We start from the raw sequence: 15,834 nt of genomic DNA, 5'->3' as shown, positions 1-15,834 counted from the left end.
ATCACACCGCCCAGCAGGCGCAGCCCAGCGCGCCCCAGAAGCCCTTGAGATCGGCCACGGGCAGCTTGCTGCTCCAGGCCGTGGCATGGGCGTGGCCGTGCATGCTGCAGTTGCTGGCGCAGCCGCAGTTGGCTGCCGCGTTGCGCATCACGGACTGCAGCGGTGCACCTTCCTGCACACCCCAGGCGCCATAGCCCTTGAAGGTGCGCACGGGGGACCAGTCAGGCATTGCCAGGGGCGGGGCCGATTCGTCGAAGTCGGCGAAGGCACCGACGCCGTAGACCACCTTGCCACCCACCACGGTGAGCAGGGCCGAGGTGTCGGCGATGTCGGACTCGGGGCAGGCGAAGAAGTCGCGGTCGGGCACGATGAGGTCGGCCAGCTGGCCCACCTGGATACGGCCTTTCTTGCCCTCTTCATTGCTGAACCAGGTCACGTTTTCGGTCCACATGCGCAGCGCCTGGTCGCGGCTCAGGCAGTTGCGCTGGGGCGTGAGCTGCAGACCGCCAACGGTCTTGCCCGTGATCAGCCAGGACAGCGAAACCCAGGGGTTGTAGCTGGCGACGCGGGTGGCATCGGTGCCGGCTGACACGTTGACACCTTTTTCCAGCATGCGCTTGACAGGCGGCGTGGCTTCGGCCGCAGCGGCGCCGTAGCGCTCGACAAAATACTCTCCCTGGTAGGCCATACGGTGCTGCACGGCCACACCGCCGCCCAGGGCCGCGATGCGGTCGATGGACTTCTCGGAAATGGTTTCGGCGTGGTCGAAGAACCAGTTCAGGCCGGCCAGGGGAATGTCTTCATTGACCTTCTCGAACACATTGAGGGCGCGGTCGATGGTCTCGTCGTAGGTGGCGTGCATGCGCCAGGGCCAGCGGTTCTGGGCCAGGATACGTACCACTTCTTCGAGCTCGCCTTCCATGCCGGGGGCCAGCTCGGGCTGGGGCTGGCGGAAGTCCTCGAAGTCGGCTGCCGAGAACACCAGCATTTCGCCTGCACCGTTGTGGCGGAAGTAGTCCGTGCCCTGCTTGTACTGCGAGGTGGCGGTCCAGCGCAGAAAGTCGTCCTTCTCTTCCTGGGGCTTTTGCGTGAACAGGTTGTAGGCCAGACGGATGGTGAGCTGATCGGCATCGGCCAGCTCCTGGATCACGCCGTAGTCGTCGGGATAGTTCTGCATGCCACCGCCCGCGTCAATGGCGCCGGTCACACCCAGGCGGTTGAGCTCGCGCATGAAGTGGCGTGTCGAGTTGACCTGGTAGTCGCGCGGCAGTTGGGGGCCCTTGGCCAGTGTGGCGTACAGGATGGATGCATTGGGTTTGGCCAGCAGCAGGCCCGTGGGGTTACCGGCGCTGTCGCGCAGGATCTGGCCGCCGGGGGGCTCGGGCGTGTCTTTGGTATAGCCCACGGCGCGCAGGGCGGCGGCGTTGAGCAGGGCACGGTCGTACAGATGCAGGATGAAGACTGGGGTATCGGGCGCCACGGCGTTCAGCTCGGCCAGCGTGGGCAGACGCTTTTCCACAAACTGGTGCTCGCTGAAGCCGCCTACCACGCGCACCCACTGGGGCGCAGGAGTCACATCCACCTGGGCCTTGAGCATGGCCATGGCATCGGCCAGGCTCTTCACGCCGTCCCAGCGCAGCTCCATGTTGAAGTTCAGACCACCGCGGATCAGATGCAGGTGGTTGTCGATCAGGCCCGGCAGCGCACTGCGTCCGCCCAGATCGATGCGTTGGGTCTGCGGGCCGGCCAGGGGCAGGACTTCGCGGTCGCTGCCGACGGCGCTGAAGCGCCCCTGGCTTACTGCCACGGCCGTGGCTGTGGGCTTGCTGCGGTCCAGCGTGGTGAAACGGCCGTTGAACAGGATCAGATCGGGGGTGGAGGGCTGGGTCATGGAGGTCTCCATTGGTTCAGCGGCGCGAAGAGTGCGCCAGATTTCTTGGCGAGCAGACCAAGGTCACATGGAGAACCTAGCCGTACATGGGTACGGGGAGAACCACAGGTGCGAGATCGGTCTGCGCTGGGGAAAGATGATGTGCTCTTTTTAGCCTTCGTGGGCGCCGAACATGGTCTTGGCGTAGGTGATGCCGATGCCGTAGCCGCCACCCAGCTTCTTGGCGATGCCCGTGGTCATGTCATAGGTCTCGGTGCGGGCCCAGTCACGCTGCATTTCCAGCAGATATTGCAAGGACGTGATGGGCTGGGCACCGGCCTGCACCATGCGGTCCATGGCGCGGTTGTGCGCTTCTGTCGAAATGTCGCCACAGGCATCGGCGATCACAAAGACCTCAAAACCCTGGTCCAGAGCCGACAGGGCCGGTCCGACGATGCATACGCTGGTCCAAAGGCCGGCCAGCACGATGCGGGGCTTGCCGATCTCGTTGACCTTCTTAATGACTGCCTCGTCTTCCCAGGTGTTCATCGAGGTGCGGTCCAGCAGGGTCTGGCCGGGGAAAGGCGCGGTCACTTCCTCGAACATGGGGCCGGAGAAGCTTTTTTCGGCCACCGTGGTCAGGATGGTGGAGGCACCGAAGCCTGCTGCGGCCGAAGCGACCAGGGCAGCATTGGAGCGCAGCTGCACGGGATCGATGGAGTGCGTGGCAAAGGCCATCTGCGACTGGAAGTCGATCATGATCAGTGTGTGGTCATGGGGGTTGAGCAGCTTGGCACCTGGCTTGGCGACGGCGACGGGACGGGCGATGGAAGCGTTGGCGTTGGACATGGTGAAACTCCTGGGTAAAAGGTGAGCGAGAGGCTGCAGGGAAACAAGAAAGCCGAATGAAAACCGGGGTACGAAAACTGTTGCTTACAAGGTGGGCAGTTCACGGGGGCGCAGGTCAAAGACCAGCACCTCGGCGCCTTCGCCGTGATCGAAGCGCAGGGCCCCGGCGTTGCGGATGCGGGCACCGTCGCCTTCGGACAGGCGCTCTCCGTTCACGCTGAGGCTGCCGCGGGCCACATGCACATAGACATGGCGGTTGGAGCCCACATCGAGTTCGGCAGACTCTTCGCCGTCGAACAGGCCGGTATAAACCCGGGCGTCCTGGCGCACGGCCAGGGTGCCGTCTGCGCCTTCGGGGGCGATGATCAGGCGCAGGCGGCCGCGCTTGTCGGCATCGTCCACATGAACCTGCTGATAGCGTGGAGCAGCGCCGCGTTCGGCGGGCACGATCCAGATCTGCAGAAAGTGCACGGAATCCTGGGCCGAGTGGTTGAACTCGCTGTGCTCCACGCCGGTGCCGGCGCTCATCATCTGCACGTCGCCGGGACGGATCACCGAGCCCGTGCCCATGGAGTCCTTGTGCTCCAGGGCGCCGTCGAGCACATAGGAGAAGATTTCCATGTCGCGGTGACCGTGGGTGCCGAAGCCCTGACCGGGGGACACATGGTCGTCATTGATGACCAGCAGATCCGAAAAGCCTTGCTGATTGGCGTCGCGGTAGTGGCCGAAGGAGAAGGTGTGGCGCGATTGCAGCCAGCCATGGTTGGCGCGACCGCGGTGGTTGGATTGGCGAACTTCAAGCATTTTCATCTCCAAAAAAATCGATCGGTTTCACACTTCCTGCTGCAGGCATGTTTGCCTTGTTTCGCTGCGTTTCGTGTTGCGATGGATGAAGTATCGGCGGCCAACAAAGGTCAAATATTGAAAGAAAAATGCTTTAATCATCGAAAATTTCGATGATTGTTTTTTACGCACATCACCATGCTCAAACTCTCTCTGGAAGCCATTGAACTCGTGGATGCCATCGCGCGTTATGGTTCTTTCGCCAGCGCAGCCGAACGGCTGCACAAAGTGCCATCAACCATCTCCTATGCCGTATCCAAACTCGAGGAGCAACTGGGCCTGAACCTTTTCGTTCGCAACGGCCCGCGCGTAAGCCTCACGCCAGCGGGCGAGGAACTGCTCAAGGAAGGGCGCTGGCTGCTGGCAGCCGCGCGTCAGCTCGAATCGCGGCTGCGCCAGATCGCCACAGGCTTCGAGACCGAGGTGCGCCTGGTGCATGACTCGCTGATCCCCACCAGCGCCTTCGGCGCCGACATTCAGGCCTTCGAGGCGCTGAACAGCGGCACGCGCCTGCGCATCGGCAGCGAGACGCTGACCGGCACCTGGGAAGCCCTGCGCGAAGGCCGGGCCGACCTGATCGTGGCGGCAGGAGAAGGCCCGGCCGGCGGCGGCCACAAGGCGGTGGCCGTGGGCCAGCTCGATTTCGTCTTCTGCGTGACGGCCAGCCACCCGCTGGCGCGATTGGGTCGGCCACTGGCGCGCAGCGACCTGCTGGAACACACCGCCGTGGTGGTGGGGGACGGCGCGCGCTCGCTGACCGACCGCACCGTGGGCCTGCTCACCGGCCAGCGCCGCATCACCGTGCCGAGCATGCAGGCCAAGATCGAATGCCAGGCTGCCGGGCTGGGCCACGGCTTTGTGCCGCGCGCCTGCGTGCGTGTGGAACTGGAGACCGGGGTGCTGGTGGAGCTGGCGGTGGAGGAACCTCGTCCGCCCGAAACCTTCTGGCTGGCCTGGCGCAGCGATGCCCGCGGCCGGGCCCAGCAATGGTGGCGCGAGCGCCTCAGCCGCCCACTGCTGCCCGGCGTACTGCCCTACTGAAACGGCCCTGCAACTCAAGGTGGCAGGGCCGTGGTGATATGAGCCGACGAGGTCTGCGCAAAGGCTTCAAGCCATGCTCAGGATCGCATGTAGCTCAGAGGAAAGACGATCAGTCCAGCTTCACGCCAGCCGTCTTGATGACCTCACCCCAGCGCTTGGCTTCGGTGCGTGCCAGCTGGTGGAACTGCTCGGGCGTGCCGGGCAGGGCTTCCATGCCGAAGTCGGCCATGCGCTTGACCACGTCGGGGTCCTTGAGGGCTTTTTGCAGGTCTGCATTGAGACGCTGCACGATGGCTGGCGGCAATCCCTTGGGACCCAGAATGCCCTGGAAGGCATAGACCTCGGAATCCTTGAGACCCAGCTCGGCCAGCGTGGGCACATTGGGCAGATTGGGGACGCGCTTGGCCGTGCCTATGGCCAAAGCCCGCACCTTGCCGGACTGAATCACCGGCAGGCCCGATGCCAGATCCAGGAACATGCAGGGCACCTGGCCGCCCATCACATCGGCCAGCGCGGGCGCAGCGCCCTTGTAAGGGATATGGGTCAGACTCGTGCCAGTGCGATTCTTGAACAGCTCCATGGCCAGATGGTGGGGCGAGCCATTGCCGGGGGAGGCGTAGTTGAGCTTGCCGGGGTTGGCCTTGGCATAGGCCAGGAATTCCTTGAAATCCTTGGCTTCGAACGCGGGGTTGACCACCAGCGCCATGGGGAAGCGGCTGATGCCACCCACATAGGTGAAATCCTTGTCGGGGCTGAAAGGCAGCTTGCTGAACAGGTGCTCGTTGAACGCCAGGATGGCATTGTCGGCCGACATGATGGTGTAGCCATCAGGCTTGGCCGCAGCAACGAGCTGGCCGCCGATATTGGTCGAAGCGCCGGGACGGTTGTCCACCACGATGGTCTGGTTCAGCGTCTTGCGCATGGACTCGGCCACAGTGCGGGCCAGCACATCGGTACCGCCTCCGGGTGGGTAGGGCACAACCCAGCGCACGGGGTTGGCGGGCCAGTCCTGCGCCATGGCGAAGGGGGATGCGGCAGCAGCCGAGCTGGCTGCCACGGCAGCCAGGAATTGACGACGATCCATCGTTTGTCTCCTTGAGGGTGATGTAGAGGGTTGTGGAATGATTTTTAGACCCCGCCAGGCGCGCTCTTTCTATTAATTGATAGCTGCCTGTGCTTGTCTCTATTCGGTTTGAATCGGCTTTGACTCCGATTTCTGCATGGGTGGCAGTTTGAAGCTCACGCGCTCGACCTGATAGCCTTTCTGACGTAGCAGCTCAGGCAGGCCCTTGGGCCCGACCATGTGCAGCGCACCCACGGCAGCAAACACGGTCTTGCCCTGCTGGAGCTGACGAACAATGCCATCTGCCATGCCCGGATTGCGTCCATCAATGAGGCGCGCGTACTTGAGCCGGTCACGCTCGGTCTTGATGCAGTCGCACCAGTCGGCATAGTTCTCCAGCTGTTTTTCATTGCCGCTGGCCCAGATATTCGCCAGCTGCTGCAGGATTTCCGGAGCCTTGGGGTCATCAAGCTGGTCCAGCCCGTCGCGCACGCTTTCCTGCACCTCCAAGGGGTCATCGGAAAGCAGCTCCTCGAGCTGGGTCTGCGCCGACTCCAGCCCCAGCACGGGCTTGTGCAATGCATGGGCCATGCCTGCCAGCAGCAGATCGGCACCAAGCTCGGCCACCAGCCCCTGCTTGCGGCCCAGTTGGCTGACCAGCCCCAGCAGTTGGGCGTCCGGACGTTGTGTGCTCAGATGCTCGGCACAGGCCTGCTTTCGATGCTGCGCCAGCCGGGCCTCCAGCTCTGCGGGCAGCGCAGGGGCGTCGACACGGGCCTGAAAACCTTCAATCAACTGCTGCATGACCTGCGGATTCAGCACATCGAGCTCCAGCGCCAGCAGGTCCGCCCCATACATGGAGCGCACGATGGTGCGGCCGGGCAATATCCACTCCCGCTTGCCCACATGCAAAGTGCCGTAAAGCCAGCTGGTGCGCTCGCCGTCCTGCACGCGCCAGAGCAGGCCTCTGTCCTGCATCTGGGGGGCCATGGCCTGCACTTCAGCCGGCGTCGGCGGGCTGAACGGCGGCGGGCAACTGGCAGCAGGTTCGGCGGCTGGCTCTGCAGCCATGGACAGGCCCGTCAACAAAGCGAGCGCCATGGCCGGCACGGCCTTCAGAGGCAAAATCCAGCGCGAGAGATTAAGACTTGGCATGGGCATGGCGGCTGGATCGAGGGTTCAGTCTTCGGAGCCATCCAAGGACTTCCCCTCTGGCTCCTCATCCCTGCTGCCGCCGGGCGGCGCAATGTTCTGGTCGATGGCACCGAAGATGCTCTGACCGTCCTTGCCCTTCATCTCGATGCGGATGGTGTCGCCGAACTGCATGAACTCGGTCTTGGGCGCACCGTCCTGAATGGTCTCTATGCAGCGCTTTTCAGCGATGCAGCTATAGCCCTTGGGCCATTCCATGCGCTTGTTCTTGCCGCTGCCGGTCTCCACGCCCTTGTTGCTCACCGTGCCGCTGCCCACGATGGAGCCGGCGCGTACATTGCGGGTCTTGGCGATATGGGCGATCAGCTGGCCGAAGTGAAAAGTCATCTCCTCGCCTGCATCGCACATGCCGACCTTGCGGCCGTTCCAGGTGCTCTGCAGCGTCAGATGCAGGCGGCCGCTCTTCCAGGCATCGCCCAGCTCGTCCAGCGTCACAGCCACGGGGCTGAAGGCCGTGGCGGGCTTGCTCTGGAAGAAGCCGAAGCCCTTGGCCAGTTCGCCAGGTATCAGATTGCGCAGGCTCACGTCATTGGCCAGCATGACGAGTCGGATGCCGTCCAGTGCATCCCTGGCATCCGTGCCCATCGGCACGTCGCCGGTAACGACGGCGATCTCGGCCTCGAAGTCTATGCCCATGGCCGTGCTGGGGACGATCACATCGTCGCAGGGGCCGATGAAATCATCGCTGCCACCCTGGTACATCAGCGGGTCGGTGTAGAAGTTGTCCGGCACCTCGGCATTGCGCGCCTTGCGCACCAGCTCCACATGGTTGATGTAGGCCGAGCCATCGGCCCACTGATAAGCTCGCGGCAGCGGTGCCATGCAGCGCTGGGGATCGAAGGGAAACGCGTGGCGGGCCTTGCCGTGATTGAGTTCGTGCGACAGATCCTGCAGCTGGGGGGCCATGTAGCTCCAATCGTCCAGCACCTGCTGCATGCGGTTGGCAATACCGGTGGCATAGCAGGCCTGGCTCAGGTCACGCGAGACCACGACCAGTTGCCCGTCGCGCGAGCCATCCTTATAGGTTGCCAGTTTCATTCTCTGTCCCTCTGCTCACGGCGGCGGTGCTGGCACAATGCCAGACAACGCTAGCCAAAATTACGATTGGTTAAATTGATTTAACTAAACAAAACACGATTCTATTGCAATGGAAAAGGAACGCGCAGGGATTCAGTCGGTCGAAGTGGGTTTCTCCCTCGTCGAGGCGCTGGCACAGGCCAGCGGACCGCTGATGCTCAAGGATGTCGCCGCCGCCGCCGGCATGAGTGCCGCCAAGGCTCACCGCTACCTGGTGAGCTTTCAGCGCATCGGTCTGGTGACGCAGGACGAACGCAATTCGCGCTACGACCTGGGCCCCGCAGCGCTGAAGATAGGCCTGGCCTCGCTGGCCCGCCTCGACCCGGTGCGTCTGGCGCGTGAACGCATCCCGGCACTGCTTGAGTCCCTTAATCACACGCTGGCCATCGCTGTCTGGGGCAATCATGGCCCGACCATCGTGCATTGGGAGGAATCGGCGCAGTCCGTCACCGCCAACCTGCGCCTGGGCGACGTCATGCCCATGCTGGCATCGGCCACGGGGCGCTGCTTCGGCGCCTGGCTGCCGCGCGAGGCGACGGCCGCATTGCTGGAGCCCGAGATCGAGCGCGCACGCAAAGCCCGGCGCCAGGACCTGCCCCAGACCGAGGAAGCCGTGGCGGCCATGCTGGCCGAGGTGCGCGGTCGTGGAACAGCCCGCGTGGTCGACACCGTGCTGCCGGGCATCGTGGCTTTTTGCGTACCGGTCTTCGACGCATCCGGCCATATCGTGCTGGGTCTGATGACCCTGGGCTCGCTGGCGACTTTCGACCCGGACTATGGTGGCGCCATAGACGCGCCGCTGCAGGCGGCTGCCCGCCAGCTCTCCAGCGATCTGGGCTGGCGCGCCGATCCCAACCACTGAAACCCGCAATCTCCGAATCACGCTCATGGGCCGCTCCCCTCAGGCAAGCCAGGCACACAAGACTCTGCTGCCCATCACCGGCTTGGTGCTGGCAGCCCATGGACTATTGCTCTGGGGTCTGCCCGAACTGAGCCCGCCGGACAAAGCAGCAGACGACCAGATCGTGATGGAGACGCGTATGCTGCAAGCGCCCCCTCCTCCGCCTCCTGCACACGAAGCGCCCAAACCGGCCCCAGTTCCGGCGCCCAAACCCCAAGCTGCACCCCGGGCGCCAGCGCCGGCTTCTGCTCCCGTGCCGGACGAACAGGAATCTGCGCCCAATCAGCCTCCAGCTCAGGAACAACAACCGCAAGATGCTCCTGAAGCAGAAGCATCCACCAATACAGAGCAGCCCGCTGCTGCAGCAGAGCCGGCTCCCGAGCCCATGGCCGAGCCTCCCGAAGCCAATGGTGCCGACACGGCCCGCCCCATCCAGGTCACGCCCGCAGGCAGCGCGCCGCTGCCGCCTGGCTCTGTGCTGCCCGTCACATTGCCCAACTCCGCAACGCTGGAGTTCAATGCCTCGGGTCAGGTCAAGGGTTTTCAATACTCGGCCGACGCCCAACTGCGGTGGCAGCATGACGGCCAGTATTACCAGGCCAGGCAGTCGATCAGCATGTTCTTGCTGGGCGAGCGCGCCCAGACCAGCGAGGGGCTGATCACACCCAAGGGCCTGCAACCACTGAACTTCAGCGACAAGGGTCGCAAAACCCAGTCCGCAGCCTTTGATGTGTCCAGCGGCAAGGCGCACTACAGCGGCGGCCAGACCGATGCGGCCATTGGCGATGGCGTGCAGGACCGCCTCAGCGTGTTTCTGCAGCTCTCGGCCCTGATAGCTGCCGCCCCCGAGAAATATCCGCCAGGCACTCTGATAGAGCTGACCACCAGCAGCGCACGCTCAGCCGTGCGCTGGCAGTTCCGCGTGGGTGCCAGCGAGGCGCTGGAGCTGCCATTTGGCAGCGTCATGGCGCTGCGCCTGGACAAGCTGCCCGGCAAAAGCAGCAGCGACCAGCACGGTTCGGTCTGGCTGGCTCCGTCCATGCAATACCTGCCCGTGCGCATCAAGCTCACCCAGGGACAGGACGACTTTGTCGATCTGCAGCTCAAGAAATATCTGCCCGCGCCGCAATAGCCTCCATGTCGCACCCTGGCGTAAACCCCAGGAGCACCGCACCCAAAGCGCTCACTCACCTCCCAGCCAAGGCCTGCAACCTGCATCGACTCGGGCTGAACGCTGTCGCGCCGTTCAAGGACTTGCCTACTACAGATCGGGAAAGCCGGTTGCCCACAACCATGTCAAATCCGTGGAATACTGTGCTCAAGTGCCAAGAGCAGGCATTTCCACCTTGAAATGCGGCACCCTGTCGCCATATCCATGGCAGGCATGCTCATAACGGAAGTGAAAGGGGGAACACCATGCAAATGCTTTACGACTCTGAATCCTTTGCGGTGCTCCATCTGCGTCCCGATATGGAAGCAGACGCTCCGGCAGGCAAAGCCAAGGCCGAGACCAAGCAAGCCCATCAACTGCCCCGCCACGGCTTCGAGATCGTGGACAAGCGCTCGGGCAAGGAGGTGTATCTGGATGGCTCCTGGGCCGAAATGTTCCAGAAGCAGATCCTCGCCTGGCAGCAGGACGCCCCCACCGAGGAAGAGGTAGAGGAAATTCTCGACACCTACACGGGCCTGGCCCAGCAGCCGGTCATCATTCACTGAACCACGTACCCAAAGCCACTCGACAAAAGCCACTCGAAAGAGTGGTTTTTTAATGTCTGAAGACGGCTACATCGCTGATCTCCCGAGCGCCTGCCGCTATGACCTTCTGCACAACAGCAGCAACACCCAGGCAGTCAGCATGCCGCCCAGAAAGCCCAGCAGCCACCATCCCGCCCCCAGCGCCAGCCAGTAGCCCCAGTCAATGCCTTGCTCTGCGCAGTGAATCTCGCACTGGGGGTTGTGCTCCCAGGCCATCCACATCAGAAGTCCGGCCACCACAAAGCCGGCGCAGGCGCTGATGATCAGGACCGACTTCCAGGGGTTTCGCCTAATGCGGATCATGGCCTCGCCCCCGGCAGTGCTTTGTTCAGCCACCGGTACAGCGGCGCCACCAGCAGCAGTACGGCAATCAGCCGGCAGACCTGGAAGGCCGTGACCACAGGAACGCCCAGTTGCAGCACCTTGGCGGTGATGGCCATCTCGGTAATGCCTCCCGGCGATGTGCCCAGCAGCAAGGTCACCCAGGGCAGGCCTGTGCCCCAGTGCAGCAGCCAGGCAAAGCCGGTGCAGACGGCCATCAAGCCCACGGTACCCAGCGCCACCATGCCCAGCCAGCGCGGAGCCGTGTGCAGGAATTCACGTCGAAAACGCACCCCCAGGCTGACGCCGATCACCAACTGGGCGGCATTTATCAGCCATTGCGGCACGGCGGACAGCTCCAGGCCTGCCATGGTCAAGCCCATGGATACGGCCAGCGCGCCAAGAAACCAGGGATTGGCACGCCCGAGCTTGAGCATCAGCAATGCCCCCGCGCCAGTGGTCAGCACCAGCCAGGCAAAGCCGGGCCATTGCACGGTACGCACGCTGGGCAGCGTCAGGCTAGGATCGCCCTGCAATCCTGCCCATTGCAGGGCAAAAGGAATGCTCACCGTCACGATCACCAGCCTCAGGCTGTGCGCTGCAGCCACCAGATCGGTGCGCGCATGCTCGCGCTCTGCCAGCAGCGTCATCTCCGAGGCCGCGCCTATCGCGCCCGAGAAATAGGTTGTGGCGCGCAAGCGCTCTTTATCCATGCCCGGCTGCGCCAGCATGGAGGCGGCCTGCACGCGATACAGCCAGCGCCCGAAGGCCCAGCCCAGCAGCAAGGCCCAGGCAATGGCCAGCGCAATCGCCCACCACAGGCCTGCCACCAGCTCGGTCACGGCAGGAGTGAAATACAGGCCCAGTGCTCCGCCTATCGTCCACTGCCCCAGATCGCGCAGCCTGGCCCAGCTTTGGGTGGGAGCTCCGCCAATCGATAGCAGCGAGACGGAAATCAGTGGCCCCAGCATCCAGGGCAGCGGCGTATGCAGCATCAGACAGAGCTGGGCAGCCAACCAGGCCAACAGCAAGGTGGCGGCCACACGAGCCAGAAACGCGGGGGGAAGCAATACGGACATGTGCACGGGAATCCGGCAAGGCACGACAATGGACGCGCGACAGGGGCAATGCCCCGCAGTATCGCGGCAAAACTCGGTGGGCAAAGCCGGTACGAAATCTACAGCTACGAAGCCATGCCCCGTCTTAGACGAATGCAATCAGCTCATATGTGGACTTTCATTTCTGCGGCGCGGCCGCGCCAGCGCTTCAATCGTTTCAATCCCTTGGCCCTTACGGCGCTTGCCGGCGCCCTGCTGCTGGGCGGCTGCGCCCATCAAAGCGCTCAGCGAACCACCGATGCCGAGTGGCTGCAGACACTGGACCAGTGGGCAGGAACACCGGTCATCCTGCTCGGCGAGCAGCATGACCAGATTTCCCATCACCAGTGGGAAGCCGCTACCGTGCGCCACCTGGTATCGCAAGGCAGGCTCGCGGCATTGGTGGTCGAGATGGCACCTGCAGGCGGCAGCACCCGGAGCCTGCCAGCATCGGCCAACGATGAGGAGGCGAAAACCGCTCTGCAATGGGCTCAGGGCGGCGGCCCGGGCGGCTGGCCCTGGCAGGACTATGGCCCGGTGGTGATGGCTGCCGTGAAAACCGGCGTGCCCGTGCTCGGCGGCAATCTGCCGCGCATCCGGATGAAGCAGGCCATGGGCGAGTCCCGCTACGACGCACACCTGCCGGCTGCGGGCTGGCAGCTGCAGCTCGATGCCATCAAGGACGGCCACTGCGGCCTGCTGCCCGAATCGCAGTTCGCGCCCATGGCCCGAATTCAGCTGGCCCGCGACGAATCCATGGCCAGAGTGTCAGAAGCAGCCTTACGTGAGCTGGGCCAGCCCGGCAAAAGCGTGCTGCTGGTGGCAGGCCGCGGCCATGTGCGCAGCGATATCGGCGTTCCGACCTGGCTGCCAGCAGAATTCAAGCCCAAAGTGGCAATAGCTCAATCAGATAAAGCGCAGACTGCTATCACGATGAAGGCAGACAAACAGCTGACGCTAGAAGGCAATGCCTCCGAGGACCCATGCCAGCAACTGCGCGAACAATGGAAAAACAAACCAGCGCCCAAGCCTTGACGGGCTGATGCAGCGCTGGCGCTCCTCAGTGCGCGGTTGCGACAGACACCAGCGGCAGCCCCTCGCGCGTCTTTTCCAGCAGGCGCGTGAAGTCTTCGGCCGGCAAGGGCCGGCTGCAGAAATAGCCCTGAAAGTAGTCACAGCCTTTTTGCTGCAAGAACGTCAGCTGCTCCTGGGTTTCCACGCCTTCGGCCAGGACCTTCAGGCCCATGGCATGACCCAGGGCAATGACCGAGCTGCTGATGGTCATATCGTCCGCGCTGTGCGGAATGTCGCGGATAAAGCCTTGATCGATCTTGAGCAGATCGAGCGGAAAACGCTTGAGGTGCGCCAGTGAGGAATAGCCGGTGCCAAAGTCATCAATGGCAAGGCGCAGGCCCAGTTCGCGCAGGCGGTTGAGCACGGCCAACGCCTCTTCGGGCTTTTTGGCCAGTGCACTTTCGGTGATTTCCAGCTCCAGCAAGCTGGCCGGAAAACCCGACTTGTTGAGCGCATCGGCCGTGGCACCGGCAATATCGGTCAGCAAAAACTGATGCAGCGAGACATTGACCGCAATCGTCAGATCAGGCAGGCCCGCAGCACGCCATTGCTGGCCCTGACGGCAGGCCTCACCCAGCACCCACAGACCCAGCGGGCCGATGACGCCCGAGTTTTCCGCCACGGGAATGAAACGCGCCGGCGAGATCAGCCCTTCCTCTGGGTCCAACCAGCGCAACAGGGCTTCCGCCCCCATCAGGCGCCCCGTTGCCAGCTCAATCTGTGGCTGGTAATACAGACGCATATGGCCCAGCTCCAGCGCACGGCGCAGACGCGCCTCCATGGCCAGGCGCTCGCGCGCAGCCTGGGTCATGTTTTCATGGAAGAAGCACCAGGCATTGGAGCCCCTGGCCTTGGCTCCATACACCGCCGCATGGGCGCCCTGCAGCAGATCGTCGGCCGTCAGCGCATGCTCGGGGTACAGACAGATACCGGCACTGACACTCACCACAACAGACAGCCCGTCTGGCGTGGTCCAGGGCTGGCCGGCTGCGGCCATCAGACGCTCGGCCACTTCCACCGCGCTGTTGTGGCCGCATATGGATTGGGCCACCACGCAGATTTCATCGCCCGCCAGGCGGCCAATGATGTCGCCGTGCCGCAAAGCACCCTGCATCTGCACAGCCACATGCCTGAGCACCTCGTCGCCGATGGAGTGGCCATAGCTGTCGTTCACGTCCTTGAAGCGGTCGATATTAAACAGCAACACGGCCATGCGACGGTTGGTGCTCTGACTCAGCTCCACCGCCTCACCCAGCATGCGCGTGAACTGAGAGCGGTTGGGCAGACCGGTCAAGGTGTCGCGATGGGCCAGAAACTCCAACTGCTGCTCGCGCGCCTTCTCGGCCGAGATGTCGGTGAACATGCAGACGTAATGCGTCACCTTGTCGTTGGCATCCTTGACCGCGCTCAGCGACATGCGCTCGGGAAAGATCTCGCCGTTCTTGCGCCTGTTCCAGATTTCGCCCTGCCAGTGGCCCGTGGCGTGCATGTTGGTCCACATGGCGTCGTAGAAGGCCTTGTCATGCCGGCCGGACTTGAACATGCGCGGCGTCTTGCCCAGCATCTCCTGCTCGGAAAAGCCCAGCAGCCGCGTGAACGCGTGGTTGACCGAGAGAATGCGGCTGTGGGCGTCGGTTACCACCACGCCCTCGATGGTGTTGTCCACCACCGTGGAGGCCAGGCGGCTGCGCTCATCGGCCTCTCGACTCGCAGTCTGGTCGGAGAGCAGGCCCGAGATCCGTATCAGACGTCCGCTCTCATCCTTGTAGGCCTGGCCGCGTGCGCGGAACCAGCGATACAGACCGTCAAAGCACAGCAGACGTGCCGTCAGCACCAGCATGCACCCCTGCTCCAGCGCCTGCTGGGCCTGGGCACGCGCAGCTGCGGCATCCTCGGGGTGCAGGCGCTGCTGGAAATCGAACTCGCGCGCTAGATCCTGGCCCTGGTAGCGCAGCAAGGCGCTCATGCCCGTGGAGAAATTCAGCCGCTGCTCCAGTGCATCCCATTCCCACACGCCATTGCCGCTGCCCTCCAGCGCCAGGCGCAACATGGTCTCGCTGCGCACCATGGCCTTGCGGGCACTCACCATCTCGCTGAGATCCTGCAACACGCAGACCAGGGCCACCGGCCCGTCCACACCCGATGCCGCCACGCGGCTGGTGGTGCACAGCACGGGTGTAACCTTGCCGGTTTCGGCATGCACGCATTGGCGCAGCACCTGGAAGTAATCAGTGCTGCCGTCCAGAAGGCGCTGCAGCTGCAGAGCAACTTCATCCTGGTCATTCACCGGCACCAGAACGCGAAAATCCTGACCGCGCAGCGACTCCAGGCTGCGGCCCAGCCAACCCGCCAGCTTGGCATTGGCCCAGACGATCTCTGCCCCGCCCACATGCACGCGAGCCATGCCGGCCGGCGCGTGACGCACCACCAACGCCAGCTCCTGCGCCGTCTCCCGGCCACGCTGGTCGGCGCGCGTCTTTCGCTGCATAAACCAAAGTGCAACCAGCGCTGTCGCCAGCAACCAAACAATGAACAGGCCTATCTGCCAGCGCAGCGACTGTCGATTCAGCGATACATCAAAATGGCCGAGCACGCCAGCCTGCGCCCCCAACCAAAGCATCCCCACGCACAAATAGAGGGCGACAATCACCCAGGGTGTGAGCGGAGAATGCCCCTCCTCGCTTTTCATGAATTTCCTTTGTCCGCAGGGTCCTCGCCTTGCTGCGACAAT

14 protein-coding genes are annotated in these 15,834 nt (G+C 63.6%); 5 read left to right on the top strand and 9 right to left on the bottom strand.

What is annotated here, in order from left to right; all coding sequences use genetic code 11:
* Position 1: 1 nt before the first annotated feature.
* From QYQ99_RS14720 to QYQ99_RS14710, 3 genes are all read right to left on the bottom strand, one after another.
* Positions 2-1,891 carry an amidohydrolase gene (locus QYQ99_RS14720; RefSeq protein WP_302088851.1) on the bottom strand — a complete coding sequence of 630 codons (1,890 nt, stop codon included), beginning with the start codon at positions 1,889-1,891 and terminating at the stop codon, positions 2-4.
* Positions 1,892-2,041: 150 nt separating this feature from the next.
* Entirely contained in the window at positions 2,042-2,719 is a 678-nt protein-coding gene (locus QYQ99_RS14715; RefSeq protein ID WP_302088850.1) for an isochorismatase family protein, read from the bottom strand.
* Between the two features lie 84 nt (positions 2,720-2,803).
* Entirely contained in the window at positions 2,804-3,523 is a 720-nt protein-coding gene (locus tag QYQ99_RS14710) for a pirin family protein (RefSeq protein ID WP_302088849.1), read from the bottom strand.
* A 177-nt stretch (positions 3,524-3,700) separates the two neighbouring features.
* Here QYQ99_RS14710 and QYQ99_RS14705 point away from each other — a divergent pair, with 177 nt between their 5' ends.
* Positions 3,701-4,603, top strand: a complete 903-nt coding sequence (locus QYQ99_RS14705; RefSeq protein ID WP_302088848.1) for a LysR family transcriptional regulator — start codon at positions 3,701-3,703, stop codon at positions 4,601-4,603.
* Between the two features lie 109 nt (positions 4,604-4,712).
* On the opposite strand, the gene QYQ99_RS14700 is transcribed toward QYQ99_RS14705, so the two are convergent.
* The 3 genes from QYQ99_RS14700 to QYQ99_RS14690 form a co-directional block, all read right to left on the bottom strand.
* Positions 4,713-5,687, bottom strand: a complete 975-nt coding sequence (locus QYQ99_RS14700) for a Bug family tripartite tricarboxylate transporter substrate binding protein (protein ID WP_302088847.1) — start codon at positions 5,685-5,687, stop codon at positions 4,713-4,715.
* Positions 5,688-5,786: 99 nt separating this feature from the next.
* The gene (locus tag QYQ99_RS14695; RefSeq protein ID WP_302088846.1) at positions 5,787-6,821 is read right to left on the bottom strand and encodes a TraB/GumN family protein; all 1,035 of its coding nucleotides are present in this window, start codon (positions 6,819-6,821) and stop codon (positions 5,787-5,789) included.
* A gap of 24 nt (positions 6,822-6,845) precedes the next feature.
* Positions 6,846-7,916: a fumarylacetoacetate hydrolase family protein gene (locus QYQ99_RS14690; protein ID WP_302088845.1), complete on the bottom strand. Its 1,071-nt coding sequence runs from the start codon at positions 7,914-7,916 to the stop codon at positions 6,846-6,848.
* Between the two features lie 109 nt (positions 7,917-8,025).
* Here QYQ99_RS14690 and QYQ99_RS14685 point away from each other — a divergent pair, with 109 nt between their 5' ends.
* From QYQ99_RS14685 to QYQ99_RS14675, 3 genes are all read left to right on the top strand, one after another.
* The gene (locus QYQ99_RS14685; RefSeq protein WP_302088844.1) at positions 8,026-8,817 is read left to right on the top strand and encodes an IclR family transcriptional regulator; all 792 of its coding nucleotides are present in this window, start codon (positions 8,026-8,028) and stop codon (positions 8,815-8,817) included.
* Positions 8,818-8,842: 25 nt separating this feature from the next.
* Complete coding sequence (locus QYQ99_RS14680) at positions 8,843-9,988, top strand: DUF3108 domain-containing protein (protein ID WP_302088843.1); 1,146 nt, start codon at positions 8,843-8,845, stop codon at positions 9,986-9,988.
* A gap of 284 nt (positions 9,989-10,272) precedes the next feature.
* Positions 10,273-10,572, top strand: a complete 300-nt coding sequence (locus QYQ99_RS14675; protein ID WP_302088842.1) for a BTH_I0359 family protein — start codon at positions 10,273-10,275, stop codon at positions 10,570-10,572.
* 96 nt (positions 10,573-10,668) lie between these two features.
* On the opposite strand, the gene QYQ99_RS14670 is transcribed toward QYQ99_RS14675, so the two are convergent.
* The gene (locus QYQ99_RS14670; RefSeq protein ID WP_302088841.1) at positions 10,669-10,914 is read right to left on the bottom strand and encodes a hypothetical protein; all 246 of its coding nucleotides are present in this window, start codon (positions 10,912-10,914) and stop codon (positions 10,669-10,671) included.
* The gene (locus QYQ99_RS14665; RefSeq protein WP_302088840.1) at positions 10,911-12,011 is read right to left on the bottom strand and encodes an AbrB family transcriptional regulator; all 1,101 of its coding nucleotides are present in this window, start codon (positions 12,009-12,011) and stop codon (positions 10,911-10,913) included. Before QYQ99_RS14665 ends, QYQ99_RS14670 begins: the two co-directional genes overlap by 4 nt.
* A gap of 147 nt (positions 12,012-12,158) precedes the next feature.
* Here QYQ99_RS14665 and QYQ99_RS14660 point away from each other — a divergent pair, with 147 nt between their 5' ends.
* Positions 12,159-13,064, top strand: coding sequence for a ChaN family lipoprotein (locus tag QYQ99_RS14660; protein ID WP_302088839.1), 906 nt, complete (start codon positions 12,159-12,161; stop codon positions 13,062-13,064).
* Positions 13,065-13,089: 25 nt separating this feature from the next.
* On the opposite strand, the gene QYQ99_RS14655 is transcribed toward QYQ99_RS14660, so the two are convergent.
* Positions 13,090-15,792: a sensor domain-containing protein gene (locus QYQ99_RS14655; RefSeq protein ID WP_302088838.1), complete on the bottom strand. Its 2,703-nt coding sequence runs from the start codon at positions 15,790-15,792 to the stop codon at positions 13,090-13,092.
* Positions 15,793-15,834 lie beyond the last annotated feature (42 nt).

The organism is Comamonas testosteroni (genome assembly GCF_030505195.1).
Classification (GTDB): domain Bacteria; phylum Pseudomonadota; class Gammaproteobacteria; order Burkholderiales; family Burkholderiaceae_C; genus Comamonas; species Comamonas testosteroni_G.
This window is presented reverse-complemented; position numbering and strand designations above follow the sequence as displayed.